Source organism: Caballeronia temeraria (assembly GCF_001544795.2).
Lineage (GTDB): Bacteria > Pseudomonadota > Gammaproteobacteria > Burkholderiales > Burkholderiaceae > Caballeronia > Caballeronia temeraria.
The window spans coordinates 13,316-35,354 of sequence record NZ_FCOI02000017.1; the positions used below are offsets into that span (position 1 = coordinate 13,316).

At 63.9% G+C, this 22,039-nt stretch carries 20 protein-coding genes; 9 read left to right on the forward strand and 11 right to left on the reverse strand.

Annotated elements, in window-relative coordinates; translation table 11 throughout:
• Positions 1-32: 32 nt before the first annotated feature.
• The 9 genes from AWB76_RS22995 (at position 33) to AWB76_RS23035 (ending at position 9,529) form a co-directional block, all read left to right on the forward strand.
• Positions 33-1,073, forward strand: coding sequence for an ABC transporter permease (locus AWB76_RS22995; protein ID WP_061162453.1), 1,041 nt, complete (start codon positions 33-35; stop codon positions 1,071-1,073).
• Positions 1,070-1,912 carry an ABC transporter permease gene (locus tag AWB76_RS23000; protein WP_061162454.1) on the forward strand — a complete coding sequence of 281 codons (843 nt, stop codon included), beginning with the start codon at positions 1,070-1,072 and terminating at the stop codon, positions 1,910-1,912. Before AWB76_RS22995 ends, AWB76_RS23000 begins: the two co-directional genes overlap by 4 nt.
• Positions 1,909-3,573 carry an ATP-binding cassette domain-containing protein gene (locus AWB76_RS23005; RefSeq protein WP_061162455.1) on the forward strand — a complete coding sequence of 555 codons (1,665 nt, stop codon included), beginning with the start codon at positions 1,909-1,911 and terminating at the stop codon, positions 3,571-3,573. Before AWB76_RS23000 ends, AWB76_RS23005 begins: the two co-directional genes overlap by 4 nt.
• Positions 3,570-4,490 carry an NAD-dependent epimerase/dehydratase family protein gene (locus AWB76_RS23010; protein WP_061162456.1) on the forward strand — a complete coding sequence of 307 codons (921 nt, stop codon included), beginning with the start codon at positions 3,570-3,572 and terminating at the stop codon, positions 4,488-4,490. Before AWB76_RS23005 ends, AWB76_RS23010 begins: the two co-directional genes overlap by 4 nt.
• 34 nt (positions 4,491-4,524) lie before the next feature.
• Complete coding sequence (locus AWB76_RS23015) at positions 4,525-5,283, forward strand: SDR family NAD(P)-dependent oxidoreductase (protein ID WP_061162457.1); 759 nt, start codon at positions 4,525-4,527, stop codon at positions 5,281-5,283.
• A gap of 29 nt (positions 5,284-5,312) precedes the next feature.
• Positions 5,313-6,215 carry an allantoinase PuuE gene (locus AWB76_RS23020; protein ID WP_061162458.1) on the forward strand — a complete coding sequence of 301 codons (903 nt, stop codon included), beginning with the start codon at positions 5,313-5,315 and terminating at the stop codon, positions 6,213-6,215.
• A 75-nt stretch (positions 6,216-6,290) separates the two neighbouring features.
• The gene (locus AWB76_RS23025; protein WP_082864499.1) at positions 6,291-7,016 is read left to right on the forward strand and encodes a GntR family transcriptional regulator; all 726 of its coding nucleotides are present in this window, start codon (positions 6,291-6,293) and stop codon (positions 7,014-7,016) included.
• A gap of 299 nt (positions 7,017-7,315) precedes the next feature.
• On the forward strand, positions 7,316-8,125 hold the full coding sequence (locus AWB76_RS23030) for a class II aldolase/adducin family protein (protein ID WP_061162459.1): 810 nt from the start codon (positions 7,316-7,318) through the stop codon (positions 8,123-8,125).
• A gap of 99 nt (positions 8,126-8,224) precedes the next feature.
• Positions 8,225-9,529, forward strand: a complete 1,305-nt coding sequence (locus AWB76_RS23035) for an MFS transporter (protein WP_061162460.1) — start codon at positions 8,225-8,227, stop codon at positions 9,527-9,529.
• A gap of 9 nt (positions 9,530-9,538) precedes the next feature.
• Here AWB76_RS23035 and AWB76_RS23040 read toward each other — a convergent pair whose 3' ends face one another.
• The 11 genes from AWB76_RS23040 to AWB76_RS23090 form a co-directional block, all read right to left on the reverse strand.
• On the reverse strand, positions 9,539-10,450 hold the full coding sequence (locus AWB76_RS23040; RefSeq protein WP_061162461.1) for a LysR family transcriptional regulator: 912 nt from the start codon (positions 10,448-10,450) through the stop codon (positions 9,539-9,541).
• 296 nt (positions 10,451-10,746) lie between these two features.
• Positions 10,747-11,163: a hypothetical protein gene (locus tag AWB76_RS43065; protein WP_374729944.1), complete on the reverse strand. Its 417-nt coding sequence runs from the start codon at positions 11,161-11,163 to the stop codon at positions 10,747-10,749.
• Between the two features lie 347 nt (positions 11,164-11,510).
• The gene (locus AWB76_RS23050) at positions 11,511-12,383 is read right to left on the reverse strand and encodes a hypothetical protein (protein WP_061162462.1); all 873 of its coding nucleotides are present in this window, start codon (positions 12,381-12,383) and stop codon (positions 11,511-11,513) included.
• A gap of 914 nt (positions 12,384-13,297) precedes the next feature.
• Positions 13,298-15,118 (reverse strand): sigma-54 interaction domain-containing protein, encoded by a 1,821-nt coding sequence (locus AWB76_RS23055; RefSeq protein ID WP_061162463.1) that lies wholly within the window; start codon positions 15,116-15,118, stop codon positions 13,298-13,300.
• An 83-nt stretch (positions 15,119-15,201) separates the two neighbouring features.
• Positions 15,202-16,335, reverse strand: a complete 1,134-nt coding sequence (locus AWB76_RS23060) for a branched-chain amino acid ABC transporter substrate-binding protein (protein WP_061162464.1) — start codon at positions 16,333-16,335, stop codon at positions 15,202-15,204.
• Positions 16,332-17,051, reverse strand: a complete 720-nt coding sequence (locus AWB76_RS23065) for an HAD family hydrolase (RefSeq protein ID WP_061162465.1) — start codon at positions 17,049-17,051, stop codon at positions 16,332-16,334. The genes AWB76_RS23060 and AWB76_RS23065 overlap by 4 nt, the downstream gene beginning before the upstream one ends.
• On the reverse strand, positions 17,048-17,818 hold the full coding sequence (locus AWB76_RS23070) for an enoyl-CoA hydratase/isomerase family protein (protein WP_061162466.1): 771 nt from the start codon (positions 17,816-17,818) through the stop codon (positions 17,048-17,050). Before AWB76_RS23070 ends, AWB76_RS23065 begins: the two co-directional genes overlap by 4 nt.
• The gene (locus AWB76_RS23075; RefSeq protein WP_061162467.1) at positions 17,815-19,164 is read right to left on the reverse strand and encodes a phenylacetate--CoA ligase family protein; all 1,350 of its coding nucleotides are present in this window, start codon (positions 19,162-19,164) and stop codon (positions 17,815-17,817) included. The genes AWB76_RS23070 and AWB76_RS23075 overlap by 4 nt, the downstream gene beginning before the upstream one ends.
• Before the next feature lie 24 nt (positions 19,165-19,188).
• Positions 19,189-19,593 carry a thioesterase family protein gene (locus AWB76_RS23080; RefSeq protein WP_061162468.1) on the reverse strand — a complete coding sequence of 135 codons (405 nt, stop codon included), beginning with the start codon at positions 19,591-19,593 and terminating at the stop codon, positions 19,189-19,191.
• A gap of 612 nt (positions 19,594-20,205) precedes the next feature.
• Positions 20,206-21,003 (reverse strand): N-formylglutamate deformylase, encoded by a 798-nt coding sequence (gene hutG / locus AWB76_RS23085; RefSeq protein WP_061162469.1) that lies wholly within the window; start codon positions 21,001-21,003, stop codon positions 20,206-20,208.
• A gap of 28 nt (positions 21,004-21,031) precedes the next feature.
• On the reverse strand, positions 21,032-22,012 hold the full coding sequence (locus AWB76_RS23090; RefSeq protein ID WP_061162470.1) for a LysR family transcriptional regulator: 981 nt from the start codon (positions 22,010-22,012) through the stop codon (positions 21,032-21,034).
• Positions 22,013-22,039 lie beyond the last annotated feature (27 nt).

Consider the following 22,039-nt stretch of genomic DNA (forward strand, 5'->3'; position numbering starts at 1 on the left):
GCGCGGTTCATCCCTTTTCGAGGACCAGCGCGATGTCTCTCTTCATTGCATGGCGATCCGTTCCGCGCCCGCTACGCATCGTCATCGCGCGGATCGGCATTCTCGTTCCGCAGATGTTCGGCGTGATGTTCGCGACGTTTCTGCTGATTCGACTGTTGCCCGGCGATCCCGCCCTGCTGATGCTCGGCAACATGGCGACGCCCGAAGCCATCGCCTCGTTGCGCGAGCGGCTGCATCTGAACGGCAGCGTCTGGTCGCAGTTCGGCGGCTATGTGTCTGCGCTGATGCACGGCGATCTCGGCACCTCGATGTTCACGTCGAACCCCGTGACGGTCGACCTGCTGCAACGCGTGCCCGCGACGCTCGAACTCATCGTGTATTCGATGATCCTGACCGTGGTGCTGGGCGTCGGCATCGCGGTGACATCGGCGGTGCGTCCCGGGGGCATCGTCGATCGGGCGAGCCGCGTGTATGGGCTCGCTGCGGGCGCCATCCCCGATTTCTGGGTCGGCCTGCTGCTGATCTACACGCTGTTTCATCTCGCCGGCATTGCGCCCGCACCGTTCGGACGAGTCGATTCGTTCGTCACGCCGCCGCCGACGGTCACGGGCTTCTACACCATCGACGCCGTCATCGCCGGCGACTGGGAAGCATGGCGCTCGTCGGTATCGCATCTTTGGCTGCCGGTGCTCACGCTCACCATCGTCAACATGGGCGGCCTGATGAAGCTGACGCGCGCCACGTTCGAGGGCCTTTACAAGAGCGAATTCATCCGTCACGGACGCGCATCCGGTCTATCCGAACGCACGCTTGTGCTGAGTGCGCTGCGCAACAGCCTGCCTCCGATCATCACGATGATCGGCTTTCTGTTCGGCTTCCTGCTGGGCGCGGCGGTACTGGTGGAGACGATCTTCGCGTGGGGCGGGCTCGGCCAGTACGCGGTCCAGGCGGTGATGAACAGCGACTATCCCGCGCTACAGGGCTTCGTGCTCGTGGCCGCCGCATTCATCCTGCTCGTCTATACCGCCGTGGACGTGCTCTACGGCCTCGCCGACCCGAGGATCGAAATATGAAACCGCTCTTTTCCCTGCGGGGCCGCGCGAATGCAACGCTCATCGTCGGACTCGCGCTGCTCGCGCTGCAGATCGTGCTGATCGTCTTCGCGCCCGTCATCGCGCCGCACTCGCCGATCGACGCCGATCCATCCAACATCCTGAAGCCGCCGTCGTGGCATTACTGGTTCGGCACGGACGTTTCGGGCATGGACATTCTTTCGCGCGTGATCTACGCGACCCGCATCAACTTGCTCATCAGCGTAACGGCTGTGGCCATCGCCTTCGCGATCGGCGTGCCGATCGGGCTTTTTATCGGCTACTACCGGAACCTGCTGAGCACGCTCGTGATGCGAGTGTTCGACTTCATCCAGTCGTTTCCGGTTTTCGTCATCGGCATGGCGCTCGTATCCGTCATGGGTCAGGAAATCTGGAACGTGGCGATCGTGCTGGCCGTCCTCTTCATCCCGATGTTCGCGCGCCTGATTCGGGCGGAAGTGCTGTCGTTGCGCGACCGGCCGTTCATCAGCGCGGCGGTGTGCAGCGGCGCCACCGACACAGCCATCATGTTCCGTCACATCTTGCCCAACGCCATCACGCCCGCCATCGTGCAGATCTCCATTAGCATCGGCATGGCCATTCTGCTGACGGCGGGGCTCTCGTTCGTCGGCGCGGGCGTACGCATGCCGACGCCCGAGTGGGGCCTGATGGTCGCCAATGGCGCGCAGCAGATGATTCTCGGCGTCTGGTGGGCAGCGCTCTTTCCGGGCCTCGCCATCATCGTCTCGGTGCTGACCTTCGCGATTCTCGGCGATGCCGTCAAGCGTCTCTCCGATCCCGTCACGCGAGGCAAGTCATGAGCAGCGCGCCCTCATCTTCATTGCTCGAAGTACACGACCTCTGCGTCGCCTTCGACGACGCGCCGTCTCGGCACGTGCTCGACGGCGTCAGCTTCGCGCTGCGCAAGGGCGAAATTCTCGGCATCGTCGGCGAAACCGGCGCGGGCAAGTCGGTGCTGGCCCGTTCCATCATCGACCTGTTGCCGGAGGGCGGCCGCGTCGTTGGCGGCCGCATCGTGCTCGACGGCAAGTCCGTGCTGGACATGTCCGCGCGTGAAAAGCGCGGATATCGCGGCGGCGATGTCGCGCTGATCGGCACGAACGCGAAAATGCTGCTCGATCCCGTCGAGACGGTCGGTGCGCAGATCGTGCGCGTACTGCGCGTCCACAGGCGCATCGGCCGGAAGGCGGCGTGGCGCGAAGCCATCGAACTGTTCCGGCAAGTGGGCATCGTCAATCCGGAAGCGCGAGCCCACGCGTATCCTCACGAACTTTCGGGCGGCATGGCGCAGCGCGTGGTGATCGCGATGGCGCTGATCGCGCAGCCGAGGGTTCTCCTCGCCGACGACGCGACGCTCGGCCTCGACGCGACCATTCAGTTGCAGGTGCTCGACCTGCTCGCGAGCAAGGCGCGCGAACTGGGTCTGAGCGTCGTGATGGTGACGCACGACCTTGGCATCGTTGCCAACTACTGCGACCGCGTTGCCATCATGAAGGACGGGCAACTGATCGAACTCGCGGACGTCGGCCCGTTCATTCGAGCTCCGTCCCGCTCTTACAGCCGCGAATTGCTCGATGCCGCGAAAGTGCGTCCCGCGCCGCGCGGCGCGCAAGCCGCCGGAGAGGAGGCGGCGCAGACGCCGCGTCCACTGCTGGAAGTCGAGCATCTGGTCAAGACCTTCGTTTCCGATCGCAATCACGCCGTGGTGCGCGCGATCGACGACGTCTCGTTTTCCATCGGGCGGGGCGAGACGCTCGCGCTCGTCGGCGAAAGCGGTTCGGGCAAGACGACGACCGGGCAATGCCTTCTGCGTCTGCTCGACGCGGACTCGGGCGTCGTGCGCTTCGACGGCATGAGCACGCTCGACATGACGCGTGGTGCGTTTCGCAGCGTGCGGCGACGGATGCAGATGGTGTTTCAGGAACCGTATGTGTCGCTGAATCCGCGCTGGCAGGTGCGCGATCTGATCGCCGAGCCGTTCGCACTCGGCGACAAGCTGAGCCGCGCCGATCGGGAGGCGCGCATTCTGCATTTGCTCGATCTCGTGAATCTTTCGCGGCGCCGCGCGAGCGCGTATCCGCACGACCTCACGGCCGGCGAGCAGAAGCGCGTGGGCATTGCGCGCGCACTCGCCGCGAACCCCGATTTCGTCGTCTTCGACGAGTGCACGACCGCGCTCGACATTCGCGTGCGCGCACAGATCATCGACCTCGTGCGCAATCTTCAGCGCGAGATGGGGCTGTCCGCGCTTTTCATCACGCACGACCTGAACTCGGTGCGCTCGCTCGCGCACTATGTCGCGGTGATGCGGCACGGAAAGATCATCGAGACGGGCACCGCCGACACCGTGTTCGAGCGGCCCGTCGAGGAATACACGCGCAAGCTGTTGCAGGCCGAGCTTCCGATCGAGGAAGTGGCGAGAACCGTTCATCATCTCGACGTCGCGGGAGCACGACAATGAGCCAGCCGCAAAAGATCATGGTGACCGGCGCGGCCGGTCTGCTCGGACGCGCCGTGTCGCGCTTGCTGCACGCACGCGGTGACGCGGTGATTCCAGTGGATCGCGAGGGCGGACTGCGCATCGGCCAGATGACCGTACTGGAAGGCGACTTGCGCAACGTACATCGGCTGCATGCGCTCGCGCGCGACGGGCTGGATGCCGTCATTCATTGCGGCGCGTTTTCCGGGCCGATGGTTGCGCGCGACGATCCTGTCGCCATGTTCGATGTCAACATCGGCGGTACTGCGAACATGCTGGAACTGGCACGCATCCATGGCGCGCGGCGCTTCGTCTATTGCTCGTCGACAAGCGCTTACGGCGATACGCCGCCCGGCCCAGTGAAGGAGGACGTGCCGATGGCGCCGGGAAGCCTCTATGGTGCGAGCAAGGTCTGCGGCGAGCAACTGGTCAGCGCCTACGCGAAGCAATACGGCGTGGACGGCGTGAGTCTGCGTCTGTCGTGGGTTTACGGTCCGCATCGCACCACCGACTGCATGATCCGCCGCATGCTCACCGACGCAATGCGCGGGCAGCCGACGCGCGTGCCGTTCGGCGCGGACTTTCATCGCCAGTACATCCATGTCGATGACGCCGCCGCCGCGCTGCTTGCGGCCCTCGACGCGCCCTTGCTTCGCCGACGCGTCTACAACATCACCGGCGGCACCCGCCTCACGCTCGGCGAAGTCGCGGAGGTCGTGCGCCGTGTGATGCCCGACGCCGATATCGAACTCGAACGCGGGCCCGATCCGCTCGACGAACTTCAGGAGCAGTTCGACATTTCGGCCGCAGCCACCGATTTGGGTTTTCGCCCGCGCCACGACATCGAGACCGGCATTCGGGCGTATGCGCAATGGCTTGCCGAAACAGCCGCCCGCTGACGCGGCGCCGGTTTCCTCTTGACAGGGAGTGTTCATGGAATCGTTTTCGTTGGAAGGCCGTACCGCGCTCGTGACGGGCGGCAACAGCGGCATCGGCCGTGCCATCGTGCGGCTTTTCGCGGCACAGGGGGCGAGCATCGGCATTTCGCATATCGGCGATGCAGCCGGCGCCCAGGCGCTCGCCGATGAACTCGGCGCGAACGGCACGCGTGTCGCGACGACCGAATGCGACGTGACGGATGCGGCGTCCGTCGCGCGCCTCGGCGCATGGGCCCGCGAAAAGCTCGGCGCCGTCGATATCCTCGTGAACGCGGCCGGCATCAGCGGCGAGACATCGTTCGTGGACCTGTCCATCGACGAATGGGACCGCATGATGGCCGTGAACCTGCGCGGCACGTTCCTTGTGACGAAGCAGTTCTTCGCCGCCATGATCGCGCGCAAGTATGGCCGCATCATCAACATTGCATCGCAGCTTGCCTACAAGGGCACGCACGACATGGCGCACTACTGCGCATCGAAGGCGGGCGTCGTCGGGTTCACGCGCGCGCTGTCGTATGAAGGCGCGCCGCACGGCGTAACCGTCAACGCGATCGCACCGGGACCCGTCGAAACCGCAATGCTGGCGAGCTTCACGGATGCCTGGCGCGCAATGAAATTCGCGCAACTTCCCGCCGGCCGTTTCGGCGAAAGCGACGAAATCGCGCCCACCGCGCTGCTGCTCGCGTCCGAGACGGGCGGCGCATATTTCATCGGCCAGACGCTCTCGCCCAACGGCGGCGACGTGATGCTCTAACGACTCATTGAACTGAACGGGAGCGACGTATGGAACTGGAGCGCGACTTCATCGGCTATGGGGCGACGCCGCCCAATCCGCGATGGCCGGGCAACGCCCGTATCGCGATCAACTTCGTGATGAACTATGAGGAAGGCTCGGAGCCTTCCATTGCCGATGGCGAAAGTGCGACCGAGACGTGGTTCACGGAATCCCACGGGTTGAACTCGGGCGTGCGCGGCCGCGATCTCGCCGCAGAAGGTCTGTTCGAATACGGCAGCCGCGTCGGCTTCTGGCGCCTGATGCGGCTTTTCGAAGAGCGCGGCCTGCCGCTCACCGTCTACGGCTGCGCGCTCGCGCTGGAGCGTAATCCGCAAGCCGCCGAAGCGATCCGCCAGGCACGCCATGACGTATGCAGTCACGGCTGGCGATGGATCAAGCACTACGAACTGGACGAAGCCACCGAACGCGAGCATATTCGCCGCGCCATCGAGTCGCTGACCCGCACCATCGGCGAACGCCCTTATGGCTGGTACTGCCGTTATTCGCCGTCGGTAAACACGCGCCGCCTGCTCGCCGAAGAAGGTGGTTTCCTTTACGATTCCGACTATTACGGCGACGAACTGCCGTTCTGGAAGGTCGTCGAGAACCGTCCGCATTTGGTGATACCCTACTCGCTCACCACGAACGATGGACAGTACGCGGGTTCGGTCGGCACCGGCAGTCAGTGGTTCGAATTCATGCGCGATACTTTCGACATGTTGTATCGCGAAGGCGCGAGGCAGCCGAAGATGATGTCGGTCGGACTGCATATGCGTCTGATCGGTCATCCGGCGCGCGCGGCCGGGCTCGAGCGATTCCTCGACCACGTAATGAAGCACGAAGACGTATGGATTACGCGGCGTCTCGACATTGCGCGTCACTGGATCGCGGAACACCCGTTCATGGCGTAACACCGACCAGCGCTCGCGAACACCAACTCAACGGCATGTCGACCTCGACATGCGCTATTACTCGAAGTGCAGCACATGCTAAAAACAGTCGGCGAAAAGCAGACAGGCAAACCCCGCAAGACGCGCGAGGGCGACAATACCAGCGAAGACATCTACGAGCAGATCTACGTCGCGCTGCTCGAACACCGCCTGTTGCCCGGCACGAAACTCGCCGAAGAGCGGCTTGCAAGCATCTTCGGCGTGAATCGCGCGCGCGTGCGCGATGCCCTCAGTCGTCTCGCCTACGAGCAGATCGTCGAGGTCTATCCGAAAAAAGGCTGGTTCGTCGCAAAGCCGTCCGTCGATCAGGCGCGCGATGTCTTCGAGGCGCGCAGAGTCATCGAACCGGCCGTCATACGTCGGCTCACGCGTGCGACGACGCCGGACAAGCTCGCGCAACTGCGCAACCACTTACGCCTCGAGATGGATGCCCGCGAGCGCTCCGACAAGCGCGCGGTCATTCGGCTTTCCGGGGAATTCCACAACCTCGTCGCGACGTTATCGGGCAATTCAGCCTTCACGCGCAGCATGCGTGAGCTGACGACGCTCACCTGCCTGGTGATCCTGCTCTACGACGCACCGATCAGCGCGAGTTGCCGGGCGGACGAGCATGCCGCTGTCGTGGACGCGATCGCGGATGGTAAAGGCGAACGCGCGGTCGAACTCATGCTTCATCATCTCGACCACATCGAAGGCTCGCTCAATCTCGATGTCGTCGAAGAAGAGGTCGATCTCGAGGAGATCTTCAGGCGGCGCGATTAAGGCCCGCGTCGCGCTCGGTCGCGGATATCCATTTCTGGCCCGGCGCGTCGCTGCGGGGCTAATCTCCTTGCCGGTCTTTCACCGAGCGCTTGCGTCCAAGCGCGACACATCAGACAACAGCGCTCAAAATTCGCCGATGGGCGAAATCGCACGATCGTCAGAGACGCCGTTGAAGCGGCGGCCCGAAGACGCATCGCGCAGTCCTGACGGCTGCATAAATCCTATTCCGGGCGACCCCTGAATCCGCTGAAAGTCCACTTCTATACTGGCACTCCATACCTTCACGAGGAGATACATCGATGTTGATGGACGCCAAGGACTCGATCTACAGCCCGACACAGGACGATCTGATTTTTCCGCAAGAACCGACATTTTCGAGCTCGGCCGAGGAACGCCGCTATCGCAAGGAGCATCTCGCGGCGGCATGCCGGATCTTCGCCCGGCACGGCTTCAGCTTTGGCTTCGGAGGCCATCTGACCGTGCGCGATCCCGAGCATCCGGAACTCTTCTGGACCAATCCGATGTGCGTGCCGTGGTCCCGCACGAAGACATCGCAACTGGTGCTCGTCGATCATTCCGGCACCGTGATCGAAGGCAAGTACGCCGTGAATCGCGCGGGTTATGTGCTGCACTCGGCGATTCACGCCGAAAATCCCGACATCATCGGCTCGTGCCATGCTCATACCGTGAACGGCGACGCCTGGGCCGCGATGGGCAAGCCGCTCGATTACGTGACGCAGGACGCGTGCATGTTCTACGGCAGCCACACCGTCGTGCGCGATGGCGCGGGCAAGGTCCCGGTCGCCAATGAATCGGGCAATCCGATCGCGCGCGCCTTCAACGATCACAAGGCCATCATTCATCAGAATCACGGTCTGCTGACCGCGAGCCGTCACAGTATCGACGATGCCGTGTGGACCTTCATCGCACTCGATCATTGCTGCAAGATGCAGTTGCTGATGGACGCGACCGAATCGCGCCCGATCGAGATCGATCCGGAATTCGCCGAGTATTCGCATCGGCATCTGGGCAATTCGTTCATCAGCTGGTTGCACTTCCAGACCATGCTCTACGAAATCAACGAGCAGGAGCCCGATTACCTCGACTGATACATCGGTGTTTCGAGGTACGGCGGCGGCATGCGCGATGTCGCGACTTACCCGCGCATGCCGCGAAGGCGCTCAAGAATATCTATATTGGAGACACGCATGGACGCGTTATATGGCGAAGAAGCCGTCAGACAGACGGACATGAGCCGCACTTACTACCGGGCCTACTGGCGGCTGTTGCCCCTTTTGCTCATCTGTTATCTCGTCGCTTATCTCGATCGCGTCAACGTGGGCTTCGCGAAACTGCAAATGCTCGACGCACTGCGTTTCGATGACGCGATCTACGGACTCGGCTCGGGCATATTCTTCGCGGGCTACTTCTTCTTCGAGGTCCCCAGCAATCTCGTCATGCGCCGTGTCGGCGCGCGCAAGTGGATTGCCCGCATCATGCTGACATGGGGCGTCATCTCGGCGGCGATGATCTTCGTGCAGACGCCGATGCAGTTCTACGTCGCACGCTTCCTGCTCGGCGCGGCCGAAGCCGGTTTCGCACCCGCGATCATGTATCTGCTCACGCTCTGGTTTCCGGCCCGCTATCGCGGCCGCGCGATGTCCATCTACGTGATGGGCGCGCCGCTCGCGTTCGTCGTCGGCGGGCCGATCTCCGGCTACATCCTGCATGCGTTCTCCGGCAACGCGCATATGGCGGCGTGGCAATGGCTCTTTCTGATCGAAGCGATCCCGGCCGTCGTGCTCGCGTTCGTCGTACTTGCCTTTCTCGATGACGATCCCGCGCACTCGAGATGGATCAGCGATGACGAGCGCTCGAACGTCCTGGCCGAGATCCGCGCGGAGAACGCGGGCAAGATCGATCATCCGAGCGTGCGCGCGTTTCTCGCAAACCGGAAGCTGTGGTGGTTCTGCGCGATCTTCTTCTGCCTGATCATGGGACTCTACGCGCTCGGCTTCTGGATGCCCTCGCTCATCAAGCGCAGCGGCGTGACCGATCCGTTGTCCATCGGCCTATATTCGGCGGTGCCGAACGTCGTGGCGGCGATCGCGCTGTTTGTGTCGAATCGCAGCGCCGACCGCACCGGCGGACGCCGCGCGCACTTCGCTCTCTTCATGCTGATCGGCGCGGTGGGTCTTGCGACGAGCATGTGGCTTTCGGCAGGCCCGATCATGACGACGCTATGTCTCTCGGTCGCGGCGGCGGGCGTCTACTCGTGCGTCGCGCTCTTCTGGGCGCTGCCGACAAGCCTCTTCGTCGGCGCATCGGTCGCTGCGGCACTCGCGTTCATCAATTCCGTCGGGAATATCGCCGGATTCGTCTCGCCCTATCTCGTCGGCATGCTCAATGTGATGGTCGGTCACGCCGAAGTGGGTATGTACGTGATCTCCGCGTTTCTCGTGCTCGGTGCGGCGATGACCATGCTTCTGCCGAAGACGCTCGACGACAAGTGAAGCGAGCGCTCAGGCGGCCCACGGCGGCCGCCTGAGCCTTTCCGTCACGTGATCGATGAACGCCCGCACGCGCGGATGCAGTGACGAATCGCGCGGATACAGCGCATAGATTGCGGTTTCGTCCTTCGGCTGGAAGTCAGTCAAAAGCGGTACGAGCATGTTGCTGCGAATCGAGGGAAGCACCATATGCTCGGCCATGCGCGTAATGCCGACGCCAGCCAGACACATATACACCGAACTCACGCCGCTGCTCGTCTGAAAGTTGCCGTTGATGAGCATGGACGTGCGCTCGCCATTGACCACGAATGGCCAATGGTTCAGATGATCCATCGGCGGCTCCCACATCAGGCAATTGTGGCTGACGAGATCCGCCGGCACCGAGGGCACGCCGTGCCGTGCGATATACGAAGGCGACGCGGTCACGACGCGTTGCAGATGACACAGTTTGCGGCTGACCAGATTCGAGTCCTGCAGGCTTCCCATGCGGATCGCGACATCGAATCCTTCTCCGATGACGTCCGCGAGCGTGTCCGACAGCGACAGGCGCACCCGCAGGCCGGGATAGCGCTCGAGAAAGCCCGGAATGAGCGGCACGATCTGGTCCATGCCAAACGAAGTCGCCACCGTCACGCGGATACTGCCGGTCATGTGCTGACCCGCGCGCGCGAGTTGCGCTTCGCCGGTGTCGATGTCGTCGAGAATGCGCTTGCACAGCGCGAGATATTCGCTGCCTTCCTCCGTGATCTGCAGGCTGCGCGTCGAGCGCCTGAGCAGCGCGACGCCAAGGCGCTTTTCGAGAGCCGAGACCGCACGGCTAACGTACGGCTGCTGGAGGTTGAGCATGAGCGCCGCGGCGGTGAATCCGCCGGTTTCCGCGACGGCCTTGAAAATCCTCATTTCGACGAGGCGTTCGTCCTTCATGTACGCGGTGCGGTGTAAGCGATGATTAGCCAGGCATCTTAGCCAGCGGCTGCGCGCTTCTATATCGGGAGTTCCACGGGTATGCGTTTTGGGTCAGGGACGGGCTCGCCACGACGCGCCCCCGACGAAGGCATTGCGGTTTCCGCAGGACACAAGCCTTAATCACGCACAACGCCGCTCGAAGCCTTCGCGGTCCGCGTGACGATTCCCTGCGACATCCCGACGACATGCGCGGCGAATGCCGTCGCGCCGGTACCCTGACATGCTTCGGTGGCAGCGCCACGCCACTTCCCGGATCAAACGTCCACGATCGGCCGAGCAAAGCCTGCCCTTGTTCGACCTGGCGGCAGAAATCGCTGATCGACGTTCAATGCCGTTCGCGGCTGATCGTCACCTAGCCGTACCGCCGAACCCCGTTGGGAGCCGTCCCAGGCAATTACTGAGTGTATTGGGTCGGGAAAGAAACATGCAATCAGTCGACAGGACCGAGTAACAGGTCGGATTGCGGCTTGGCCGGCGATTTCGCCCACCAGATACCCCCATCGCTCGGTAAACGGTCCGTTGCGCAACGGGATGCGGCCTCCCCGCGCCCCGAGCACCTTGAGGTTTGTGGCGCCTTTTATCTGAAAGGTCACGTCGAAGGTGTTGTCGTCAGCAGCCGAAGTCAGTTCGATGTGAATGTCGAAGCCGCGGTACGCGATCGTTCGGTGCATGAAAGTCTCCCTTTCGTCTTCGGAGACTAACATGAGTCAGCATCCGCTGGCCTACGCAACCATTGGGATAGATGGCCATCGATCCCGCCACCACGCGTATTCGAATGTCTACCCACCTGAAAGTTCAGGACTGTCTAACGTGCCAGCGACCCGGGCGTCGCCGGCGCGGCGCGTCCCATCACTGAACCCGCCGCCAGGTGCTGAAGTACGTCCATCGCGTGCCCAAGTTACTCGTTAGGTGGTGCCCTGCGCCAGGCAGGCGCGCAACAAGCCGCAGCTTCGTCACGCCGTGGTGTCGGGCTTGACGCATTCCAACGCGCGAAACAGGCGATTCTGAGTACGATCTGTCACATCACTCGCGCTAGCCACAGCGCGACGTTAACGCAATAGACCTGAGTGTTCTGCAGGGCCTGCTGCTCAGTCTGCATCCCGTTTCCCGGAGGCTCGTCAACGAAGCTGGGAGCACCAAGTCGCGCGTCCCAGTTGTAGTCAGCAAAATGGTGAAAGGTGCTTTGAGCGATTGCAGGCCCTCCTCGGATCGACGGTTCGAACGCGACTGCAAGGTTGAAACGCCTCCCTGTTGCCTTGCTTCTGCCTTGTGCGATCACTCGAGCATATTCACCGCCAGGCGCGGCAACGTCACCCTCATGGGGATGTGCCGGCAGGAACCGGATTGCGCCGGTCGAAGAGTCATGATCCGCCAGTACCGGATGCGCGGGTTCGACAATCGCGATTTCCTGAGCGTCTCCGTTTGCGCCGGAGTGAAAATTGGGCCAAGAGATGTGTGGCGTGAACGGGTCGTCACACACGCACCGGGACGGGTCGGGATCCACATTGCGCGTATGAAAATGATGCGCCTTCCCCACTCCGTCCAAACTCCAAACCGAACTGCCCACATCCATGTGATCCCTCGTGACCATCAGGCCGCGACCCGACTGCCGGAATCGCGTGATGCCTGCGCAGTCCTCGGCGGTCAGTCCATCCCCTTCGTCGACGCCGAACAGCCACAACTCGTCGAAGTCGGTTTCATCGAGCCGGGAGAGGGTTGAGTCTGGCCGTCCGAGCGGCTCACGGTCCCGCGCAACGACGTCGAAGGCCACGTGTCCTTGAGGACCCCGATAGGCCCTCAGTAGTTCCGCCAAGCGGCTGAACCGCGCAATCGACCAGTCGTCGGCATTCGGCGGGATAGTTGTTTGAAGCAGGATCTGAACGGTACGCATGATAGTAGTCGCATCAATCAATCGCGGAGCAATCGTCAGCAAGTGGCAACCATGGAGCTTGGCAAAGACGCGCCGAGATTGCGAAACAGGAGTCCGGGTTGCCAGGCAGCGATACCGCGTCCGCACCTTGCAGACTTACGGGATGGGCGGTGAGCTTTCGGCCAAAAAATACTGGCGACGTTTGCCGCACTGAAAATCGCCACGAGCGCCGAGATCGGCTGCTCGAAAAGCATGCAGAGGCGCGGCTTGCACGGCTCAGGTTGTGTTCGAAAACTGTTTCTAGTGCTGATCGTGCATGAAAAAAGAACGGCCGCCGTCCAGCGACGGGCTGACGTTACGAGAGGAGCACTTCGGACGCAATGGCGACGTCACCTCCATCCTAGGCCAGCGGGAAGGCGTCGACGCCGTTCATTTAGCGACGTTTTCGAACTCTCCCGCATCTCCCAACGCCCCCGCCTTCGGTTCCATACGGTGCCCACCCCGCGAGAAGGGACCGGCGCGCAGGCGGGAATACCGTGCGATCGCGGTGCGGTGGAATCGCCTATGCCCGGGCCGCGTGACCAAGCAACGCATCCTGAATTGATTCGAGACACTCGACGGCCGGAAGCAAGCATTTGATGGTGTGGCGCAGGCAATGATTTGACAAGCCGCATCCCGAAAGGCGAAGCAGCATTACGCAATAACTGCGCAGGCGGATGGAAGAGATGCACGTCGGCCCGCGGTAGGACGGATCGATTCGTGTGGCGCTGGGCGCATTCGGCATGCGCGGGCTAGTCTAGCAATCAACCGGTAAGGAGCAACGATTAGAACCGACGCAAACATCCGGCGCTCATCCCACGCGCAGTGTCCTCGGCACGCCGGGTGTGCAGCTCGGTGACACGCAGTCAACCGGCGCAGCCGACCAGACTACCCGCTCACTCCACTTGACGAATCGACCGTTCGACGCGGATGCCATGCCGCTTCATCTTCGCGTAGAGCGCGGGCTTCGACACTTGCAGGAGCTTCGCGCAATGCGTCACATTGAGATGGCACGCCTTCAACGCACTTTCGATGGCGAGGCGCTCCGCCTCCTTCAGCGACACCGGCTCGCCATGACGCTCCGCCGGCCCATCCCGCGCCGGCGAAACCGATGCGCCGCCCAAAAACGCCGATACATCCGCCACAGGCTCGCCTTCGTTGAAGTTGACGATCTTCTCTACGAGATTCTCGATTTCGCGCACATTACCCGGCCAGTCATGCGCTTCGAGTTGCCGCAGTGCCCGCTCCGCGATGTCGGGCCTCGGCTTGTGCATGCGCGCGCAGTATCGATCGAGGAAGAACGCGGCCATCGCGCGGATATCCTCGCGACGCTCGCGCAGCGGCGCAATCATGATCTCGATCACGTTGCAGCGATAGTACAAATCCTCGCGAAACGTCTTCGCGAGCACCATCGAAGCGAGATCGCGATTGCTCGCGCAAATGATGCGCACGTCGACAGGAATGCCGCGCGTGTCGCCGATGCGCGTGACTTCGCGCTCCTGCAGTACGCGCAAGAGCTTCGCCTGCACGTCGATGGGCAACTCCGAGATTTCGTCCAGAAACACCGTGCCGCCGTCCGCGGATTCGAACTTGCCCGGACGGCCTTCCCGCGCCGCCCCGGTAAAACTGCCGGGCGCATGGCCGAAAAGCTCGCTTTCGATCAGCGCATGCGGCAGCGCCGCGCAATTGATCGCGATGAACGGCAGCGTGGCGCGCGCGCTTGCATTGTGGATCGCCTGCGCGAACACTTCCTTGCCGACGCCGCTCTCGCCAGACAACAACACGTTCGACGCGCCGCGGGCCGCCTTTTTCGCCGCATCGACCGCGCGCTTGAGGCCCGTATTGGAGCCGATCACGTTGTCGAATGTAAAGCGTGCGTGATTGCCCGCGTAGCGCCCCGCCATCTTGCGCACGCGCCGCATCTCGCGAAACGTGTTGACGACCGACACCACCTCGCCGCAACGGTTCTTGATCGGGATAGCGGTATCGAGCAGGTGCAAGTGGCGCGCGGGCGAATCGATGATGAGCTCGCGATCGACGTAACCCACACCTGTCCGATAGATCGGCCCGACGATCGGCTCGAAATCGATCACTTCGTTGAGCGTCTTGCCGATGCTCGTCCGCGGATCGATGCCCAGAATGCGTCCCGCGACCGAATTGACGTGGCGCAACACCTGACCCTGTCCAATCACCATCAGCCCATCGCCAATATGGTCGATGATCGCGCGCTGTTCCTCGACGAGCGTGTCGTAGGCGGCCAGGTCGAACGCGCTTTGCAGCAGCACGTCGAGCGTCGCGCCGAGCAGCGTGATCCACGGCGCGGGCGTCGCGTCATTCGCCGCTTCATTCGCCGCCTCCCGCCAGCGCAACGCGACGAGAAACACCCGGCGGCCATGCGCATCGACACGCAGCGCAAACGCCTGCGCTATCGATGCACCGGCGTCCCGCAGCGCCAGCGTCACGCAGCGGCCGCCCGATGAAACCGTGGCCGCTTCGGCGAGCGCGGCGAGGCCGGCTGAAGGACAGCGCGCGAAAAAGGAATCGAGCGCGGCATCGCCTATTTGCGCGAGCGGTTCGAGCACATGGCCGCTGCGATCCAGCGTGAAGATGCACGCCCTGGCCTCGCGCGCGGCCAGGCGGCGCGCATCGCGCCATCTGAGCGACGCGAGCGCGCTCTCGAGTGTGGCGATGTTGGGATCGAGCGCGACGGTGGCCATATCTACCTGCGATGCGGTGGGTCAACGGCTTCGAATGTAACAGGACAAAATCCCGCCGCCCCGCGCATCGCGGCACCGCGCGCTCAGTCCTTCTGCGCGATCGCCGTGAGCGCGCCGCCGTTCAGCCGATACACCGTGACGGGCGCATCGATCCAGTCGCCGTTGGAATCGAACTTGACGGGGCCGAGAATACTGTCGAACGACTGATCGCGCAGCGCCTTCACGAATATCTCCGGTTTCGCCGATCCCGCCTTGCGCATCGCATCCGCGACGACGAGCGTCGCCGCATAGAACGCGGGCGCGTAGGTATCGACATCGGCGCTGAACGCATCCCTGAACTTAGCGCGGAAGGCCTTGCCGTCGGGCAGCGTGTCGAGCGGCGCGCCGCCTTGCGCGCAGAACATGCGCTTGTCTGCGACGCCTGCCGAGAGCTTGTCGAATTCGGGCGAACAGATGCCGTCGCCGCCGACGAGCGTCGCGCTCAGGCCCAGCTCGCCCATTTGCCGCGCGAGCGTCGCGGCCTGCGCGTAGTAGCCGCCGTAGAACACCACCTGCGGATTGCGCGATTTGATCTGCGTGAGAATGGCCTTGAAGTCGGTCGCCTTGTCCGTGCTGTACTCGCGCGCGACGATCTGCAAGCCTTCCTTCTGCGCGGTCTTGATGAACACGTCCGCGACGCCCGTGCCGTAGGCGGTGCGGTCGTCGATGACGGCGGCGCGTTGCGCGCCCAGCACCTTCGTCGCGTAGACCGCCATGCGTCCGCCCATCACGTTATCGTTGGTGGCGAGGCGGAACACGTACGGATAGCCGAGATGCGTGAGGTCCGGGTTCGACGAGGCGCCCGTCATCATCACGACTTTGGCGTCGTTGTAAATACGCGCGGCCGGAATGCTCACGCCCGAGTTGTAGTGACCGATGACCGCCGACACGCCGTCGTCGACGAGCTTCTGCGCGACGTTGACGCCGACTTTCGGGTCGCCCTGATCGTCCATCGAAATCAGCTCGAATTTCACCGGCTTGCCCGCGATCGCGAAGCCCTTCGCGTTCAATTCGTCGATGGCGAGCCGCACGCCGCGCTCGTCGTCCTTGCCGCTCGACGCCGCACTGCCGGTCAGCGGGCCGGCCACGCCGATCTTAACGACTTCCTGCGCACGCGCCGCGCCGCATAGCATCGCCGCGCATGCAATGAACGTGATTGCCGTATTCATCGGTTTCATCGTGATTCTCCCGTCGCAATGAGTGTCAGATTCTCAAGAAGGTCCCGTACCGGCGACAAGGTGTCGAACTCGAAATCCGGGCGCGGCTGCCACGCGCCGAGCGTGTCCGCGCCGCGATTGATCCATGCGACCGCCATGCCGAGCGGCTTCGCGCCGTCGATGTCGGCCCAGCTCGCGAGCGAGCAGTGCAACACGTCTTGCGCCGGCAGCGCGAGGCGGTCGAGCGCGAGCTTGAAGATCGCCTCGGAAGGCTTGTACGCCTGCGCCATCTCGGCCGTCGTCACATGCTCGAAATAGCGCGTGAGCTGCGTGCGCCGCCACAAGTCGCTGTCCATGTTGGTGATCGGCATCAGCGGATAGCGCGACGCCGCCCAGTCGAGAAACGGCTCGGCGTCCGCATGCGCGGGCGAGGCCTCGACGAGATGCGCGAGGAACAGGTCGGTCAGCTCGTCCAGCGCGTGGCCGTTGCGCGCGCCGGGCCAGCGCGCATCGAGCACGGCGGCGAGCGCCTCGCCCGCCACGTCGCGGTAACGAGCGTACGCCTGCCCGCGATACAGCCGCACATTGCGGATATCCCAGTCGAGATAGATGTCGAACATCGCGTCGCCGGTCTCGATCGACAGCCGCCGCAACACTTCCGCGATGCCGAGCGTGCCGCCGTGATCCACATCGACGAGCGTGCCGAAGTAATCGAAAGTCAGGGCTTTGGGGTTCATTGCGCGCGCTCTTTTCTCGTGGCGAACTGCTTGACGCGTTCGGCGGCCTCGGGATCGGCGAAGGCGTCGATCGTCGCGTCGAACTCGAGTTCGAGACTCCGTGCGAGCGATTCGCTCAATTGCGTCGTGACGAGACGCTTCAGGCGCGCGATCGAACCGGGCGATTGCTCCGCGATGCGCGCGGCGAGCGCGATCGCCGTATCGAGCATCGCGTCGCGCGGCACGACGCGATTGACGAGTCCCATCGACATCAGCGATTGCGCGCTTTGCCGCTCGCCGAGCAGCCACAATTCCATTGCGCGTTGATGGCCGAGCGCCTGCGGGAGCAAATGCGTGACGCCGCCCGTGACGAACTGGCCCCACGCCATCTCCGGAAAGAACGCGACGAGATCGTCCGACGCCACGACCATGTCGCAATTGAGCATCCACTCGAAGCCGCCGCCGACGGCAAAGCCATGCACAGCGCCAATGACGGGCTTCGCGTTGAACATCAGATCGCGCGTGATGCGCTGGATGCGTTCGATATGCAGACGAATGCTTGCGTGGGTCGCGCTCTGCTCGCCGAACTCCTTGAGATCGTCGCCCGCGCAGAACGCACGGCCCGCGCCCGTCAGCACGATGACGCGGCACGAGGCGTCGTCGTTCGCGCCTTGCAGCGCCTCGTGCAGACCGTCGAGCAGCGCGCCGCCGATCGCGTTCATGCGCTCCGGGCGGTCAAGCGTCACCACCCGAAGCAGTCCATCCGTGTGTGTCTTGACGTAGTTCATGCGGGCTCCCTGTCGATCCAGCGTGTCTTGCCTTCGGTGCGCGGAAAGTGCTCGAACGGGACGATGGTCACAGCCGCGCTCGCGCCGATGCGTTCGCGCACGGCCGCCTCGATACGCGCGGCGGCATCGTTCCAGCGTGCGACGGGCAAGCCGTTCGCGGCCTCGACCCTCATCGCGATGCGGTCGTAGGGCCCCGGCCCTTTCAGCACGATGCGGAACATGCCCGATGCCCATTGCGGCAACGCCTCGACCGCGAGCCGTACCGCGCCCGGGAACACGTTGACGCCGCGCACGTTGAACATGTCGTCGGTGCGGCCCGTCACGCGAAAGCGCCAGGCGCTGCGGCCATCGGGGCCGGCATCCGTGCCCGTCACCGTGACGACATCGCGTGTGCGATAGCGCACGAGCGGCTGGCACTGCTTGCGCAAATGCGTGCAGACGAGTTCGCCTGTCGTGCCGGCTTCGATCGGCAGACGCGCGAGCGTATGCGGATCGATGATCTCGGCGAACACCACGTCCGCTGCGTGATACAGCAGATCGGTCGTCCAGTCCGTCTGGCCGCCGAGAATGCTCAGCACTTCCGAGAGGCCGAAGTTCGCATTGCGCACCGCGAAGCCCCACTTCTCCTCCATTGCGGCGCGTAACTCCGGATTGTCGAGACCGGCCTCGCCGCCGAAAAGCCCGAGCTTCAGCCCGAGGTCGCGCGGCGCGGGGCCGCCGCTCTCGCGCAGCACCTGCTCGATCAGCGCCGGATAGGACGGCGTGCATGAAATCGCGTCGATGCCGAGATTCAGGATCGAATCGATCAGAAGCCGCGTGTTGCCGACGCCGAACGGCACGACGGTCGCGCCGGCGGCCTCGAGAATCGTGTGATCGGTGAAGCCGCCCGTCCACATGCAGTAGTTGAGGCAGTGCACGACGCGATGCTCCGGGCGCAGTCCCGCCGCCCACATCGATCGCGCGCCGACGCGGGCGATATCCGCAGCATCGCGCGCGCTGTTGGCGAGGATCAGCGGCCGACCCGTCGTCCCCGACGTGCGATGCAGCCGCGCGATGCCGCTCTCCGTGCACGCGACGTAATCGCCATATGGCGACGCGTTCTCCTGGCTTACGCGCAAGTCGTCCTTCTCGGTAAAGGGCATCTCCTGCAGCGTGTCGAGCGTGATGTCGTCGCGGCCGGCCCAGCGCGCGAGTTTCGTTCGATAGAACGCGGACATCGCGCGCAGATACGGCCAGTGAGCTGCCCATAGCGCATCCTGATGACGCCGCACTTCGTCGAGCGGCAGCGTCTCGAACGCTTCATCGAAGTAGACGCCGTGCGTCGGCGAATGAACTGCTATGTTCATGTGTGGTCCTCTGTCGTGTCGGCGTTATTGGGCGCGGCGGCGTTTCGCGGCGCGTGCTTCGATCGCGGACCGCTCGACGATCGCCCGCGCGTGGCTCGCGGTGCCGATCGGCCCGCCCGCATCGGTGGCGACGATGTCGAACCAGTACAGCGCGCCGTCGATGTCCCGGAAGGTCGCGGTCGCGGATACTTCGGCGCCAAGCGGCGTCGGCGCGAGATGACTGAGATGTGTCGTCACGCCGACGGACAGTTGCCCGTCGCCGACGGCGTCGCGCAGCACATTGGCGCAAGCGCGCTCAATCAGCGACAGGAGCGCGGGCGTAGACAGTACATCGGGGTAGCGCTCCTCCGCCTCGCGCGCGTGGGCGGCTGCGAGGTCCGCGGATGTGACGGTGTGGGTGAGCGTTGCGGCTCGGCCTCGTTCGATCATGTGCGGCTCCGGGTTGTGTAGCCGCCATCAAGGCAAGGTCCGGGCCATATGCGACAAAGCCCCGTCCGGCGGGGCTTCGGGCTTTTCTGAAGGACATTGACACGGTAAAGCGTAAAGATTCTTGACGTTGCGATTTGCTACGGACGTCTTGGCGGCTGATGCCGCAGTCCTTGCACGATGATGAGCGTCCGCTGACCACCTATGGCCGGTCAAATGCGCTGCGTCGCCTGCCGGGCCTCTGAACGTCGCTCGAGCATGCTCGTCGACACATGCGAGAGCAGCCAATCCGCCTCATCAAAGGCGGAACGGCCCTCCGTGCGCGAACCGTCCAACAAGCCGACGGACACGTTTCGATGCGGTCGATCGTCTCGGCGGATCGGCCGCGGCCTGTCGAAGGCCGTTACCAAATCATCGAATCGTGAGCGTCGCAAAGCATTCCACCGGGCGCGCGGCCGAACGATATGACGCTTGGGCGATCGGCCTGCACTCGCCGATCGGAAGCTTTACCGTGCCGAGCAGACCAGCGCGATCGCGTGGATCTTCGACTTGGGCGTGCGCGCGCCGGAGCGGCGGCGCGCGCCATGGCCACTGAGCCTCGGATCGATCGGCCGGTCAATTCAACGCCACGACTGCATCGAGCGCGCCGCCGACCATCGCGCGCAGCGTCGGCTCGATAGCCTCGGCTTTTTGCGGCAGATACGCGAACGGCGGCGTTTCGTCCATATACGCGGACTGGCACATTTCCAGTTGGACCGCGTGAATCCCGTCCTGCGGCGCGCCGTAATGGCGCGTGATGAAGCCGCCCTTGAAGCGCCCGTTCGCGATCCATGTGTAATCGCTTTGCGCGGCCGCATCCGTCACGGCCTTCGTCACCGATTCCGCCGCCGTCCTCCCATCCTGCGTGCCGATGTTCAGGTCTGGCAGCTTGCCGTCAAAAAGACGCGGCAACACGCTCGCGATCGAGTGTGCTTCCCACAGCAGCACGTTCGCATGCCGCTCGCGCAGACGCGTAAGCTCGGCGGCGATCGCATCGTGATATGGCTGCCAGTACGCCGCGACGCGACGCTGCTTTTCGGCGGCATCGGGCGCGCAGCCTTCGCGATACAGCGGCTCGCCGCGAAACGTCAGATCGGGGCACAGGCCGGTCGTCGTCTGTCCCGGATACAGACTTTCATCCGACGATGGCCGGTTCAGGTCGATCACATAACGCGACACGCGCGCGCCTAGAATCGTGGCGCCAAGTTCCCGCGCGAACGCGTAGAGCCGGTCCAAATGCCAGTCGGTATCGGCGACCGTCAGCGCGATATCCGTGTATTGCCCGCGCAGATCGCCGGGAATCGTCGTGCCGAGGTGCGGGATCGAAAGCAGGAGCGGCGCGTCGCCGCGCTGTAGCGTGTAGAGATCGTCCATGAGAAAAGTCGTCAGTAAAGAAGGGAAGTCATAACAGCGCATGGTCCGGCAGCGTCGGCACGGCGCGCATGAGTGCCGGGCGAATCAGGTGATCGAGCACGCGGCGCGTGAGCGTGACGGTTTCATCGACGAAATCGTTCCACTCGCCTTGCCGATGCAGCACGAAGAACTCGCGCCGCGCGAGGCGCCCTTCGGGCAGCGGCAAGACGGCGATCTCGTCGAGATAATGCCGCGCCTGCCACAGGCACAAGGGCGTCGAAATGGCGAAGCCGAGTTTCGCGCTGACGAGACTGAGCAGCGGATCGGTAGCATCGAACTCGTATCGGCGCGGACTGTCGATGCCCAGATGCCGCGCGAAGCGATCGACCTGCTGGCCGATGACCGAGCGCGCCGTATAGCGGATCAGCGGCAGTTCACTGGCGAGCGCGCGCCACGCCGAGGCATCGTGCGAAAGCGCTTCGTGTTCCTCGAGCCAGCCGCGCGACACCACGGCGACGAACGCCTCCGAGAACAACGGCACCTCGACGATGCGCGAGTCGTTCAGCGCGGTCTGCGTACACACGACGACATCGACTTCGCGCGCGTGCATCTGCGCCGATAAACCGGGAGTCAGACCCGACCACAACGCGATCTGACGTGCGGGGCCTGACATCGCGCGGATCAGTTCGGGGCCGACGGTCGCCGCGAACGAATCCACGCAGCCGAGCCGCAAGGGCAACGCGAGCGCGAGCGACGCATCGCCGATGCGCGCGCTCACCCGCTGCGCGTGATCGAGCAGCGGACCGGCGAGTTCGCGCAGCGCGAGCCCCGCGCGATTCGGACGCGGTGGACGGCTGTCGCGATCGAAAAGGCCCGCGCCCTGCTCGCGCTCCAGCGCCGCGATCGACTGGCTGACCGCGCTCTGGCTCAGACCGAGGCGGCGCGCCGCTGCTGTCATCGAGCCGGTCTCGCAGACCGCGACGAACGCCTGCAGCGCGCGCAGGTCGAGCGGAGTTGGGATGCGTCTCATCAAAGCTCCGTGATTCTGCCTATTCTT

Coding starts and splice junctions, on each gene's coding strand:
- AWB76_RS22995 (WP_061162453.1), top strand. CDS start 33: ATGTCTCTCTTCATTGCATGGCGATCCGTTCCGCGCCCGCTACGCATC.
- AWB76_RS23000 (WP_061162454.1), top strand. CDS start 1,070: ATGAAACCGCTCTTTTCCCTGCGGGGCCGCGCGAATGCAACGCTCATC.
- AWB76_RS23005 (WP_061162455.1), top strand. CDS start 1,909: ATGAGCAGCGCGCCCTCATCTTCATTGCTCGAAGTACACGACCTCTGC.
- AWB76_RS23010 (WP_061162456.1), top strand. CDS start 3,570: ATGAGCCAGCCGCAAAAGATCATGGTGACCGGCGCGGCCGGTCTGCTC.
- AWB76_RS23015 (WP_061162457.1), top strand. CDS start 4,525: ATGGAATCGTTTTCGTTGGAAGGCCGTACCGCGCTCGTGACGGGCGGC.
- AWB76_RS23020 (WP_061162458.1), top strand. CDS start 5,313: ATGGAACTGGAGCGCGACTTCATCGGCTATGGGGCGACGCCGCCCAAT.
- AWB76_RS23025 (WP_082864499.1), top strand. CDS start 6,291: ATGCTAAAAACAGTCGGCGAAAAGCAGACAGGCAAACCCCGCAAGACG.
- AWB76_RS23030 (WP_061162459.1), top strand. CDS start 7,316: ATGTTGATGGACGCCAAGGACTCGATCTACAGCCCGACACAGGACGAT.
- AWB76_RS23035 (WP_061162460.1), top strand. CDS start 8,225: ATGGACGCGTTATATGGCGAAGAAGCCGTCAGACAGACGGACATGAGC.
- AWB76_RS23040 (WP_061162461.1), bottom strand. CDS start 10,450: ATGAAGGACGAACGCCTCGTCGAAATGAGGATTTTCAAGGCCGTCGCG.
- AWB76_RS43065 (WP_374729944.1), bottom strand. CDS start 11,163: ATGCACCGAACGATCGCGTACCGCGGCTTCGACATTCACATCGAACTG.
- AWB76_RS23050 (WP_061162462.1), bottom strand. CDS start 12,383: ATGCGTACCGTTCAGATCCTGCTTCAAACAACTATCCCGCCGAATGCC.
- AWB76_RS23055 (WP_061162463.1), bottom strand. CDS start 15,118: ATGGCCACCGTCGCGCTCGATCCCAACATCGCCACACTCGAGAGCGCG.
- AWB76_RS23060 (WP_061162464.1), bottom strand. CDS start 16,335: ATGAAACCGATGAATACGGCAATCACGTTCATTGCATGCGCGGCGATG.
- AWB76_RS23065 (WP_061162465.1), bottom strand. CDS start 17,051: ATGAACCCCAAAGCCCTGACTTTCGATTACTTCGGCACGCTCGTCGAT.
- AWB76_RS23070 (WP_061162466.1), bottom strand. CDS start 17,818: ATGAACTACGTCAAGACACACACGGATGGACTGCTTCGGGTGGTGACG.
- AWB76_RS23075 (WP_061162467.1), bottom strand. CDS start 19,164: ATGAACATAGCAGTTCATTCGCCGACGCACGGCGTCTACTTCGATGAA.
- AWB76_RS23080 (WP_061162468.1), bottom strand. CDS start 19,593: ATGATCGAACGAGGCCGAGCCGCAACGCTCACCCACACCGTCACATCC.
- hutG (WP_061162469.1), bottom strand. CDS start 21,003: ATGGACGATCTCTACACGCTACAGCGCGGCGACGCGCCGCTCCTGCTT.
- AWB76_RS23090 (WP_061162470.1), bottom strand. CDS start 22,012: ATGAGACGCATCCCAACTCCGCTCGACCTGCGCGCGCTGCAGGCGTTC.